This is a genomic window from Xanthomonas sp. SHU 166 (genome assembly GCF_000364685.1).
Classification (GTDB): Bacteria; Pseudomonadota; Gammaproteobacteria; order Xanthomonadales; family Xanthomonadaceae; genus Xanthomonas_A; species Xanthomonas_A sontii.
Window position 1 is genome coordinate 1 of sequence record NZ_AQOJ01000780.1, and the last position, 402, is coordinate 402.

1 protein-coding gene is annotated in these 402 nt (G+C 76.9%); it reads right to left on the reverse strand.

All coding sequences use genetic code 11. The annotated features are described in order from the left end of the window. The coding region (locus D180_RS18085) for a nitronate monooxygenase (protein WP_017913901.1) at nucleotides 1-402 on the reverse strand (402 nt) is incomplete at both ends.

A 402-nucleotide genomic window follows, 5' to 3' on the forward strand; every position in this document is an offset into this window, starting at 1 on the left:
CAGCGGCGGCGCGCACGTAGTCGGTGGCCAGCGCGCGGCCCAGGCGGCCGGAAAAGGCGAGGGTCAACGTGGTCTGCTCGGGTTCGGCCTGGGCCAGCGCATCCGCCCAGGCCGGTGCCAGCGCCGCCTCCGGGGTGCGCAGCAGGGCGGTGCCGATCTGCACCGCGCTCGCGCCCAGGGTCAAAGCGGCGGCGATGCCACGGCCGTCGCCGATGCCACCGGCGGCGATCACCGGGATCTGCAACTGGTCGGCCAGCCGCGGCAGCAGCGCGAACAGCCCGGTCAACTGCCGCTCGGCGCTGCCGGCCTCGAAGGCACCGCGATGGCCGCCGGCCTCCGCCCCCTGCGCGACCACCGCATCGGCACCGGCGGCCTGCGCAGCCAGCGCCTCGTCCAGGGTGG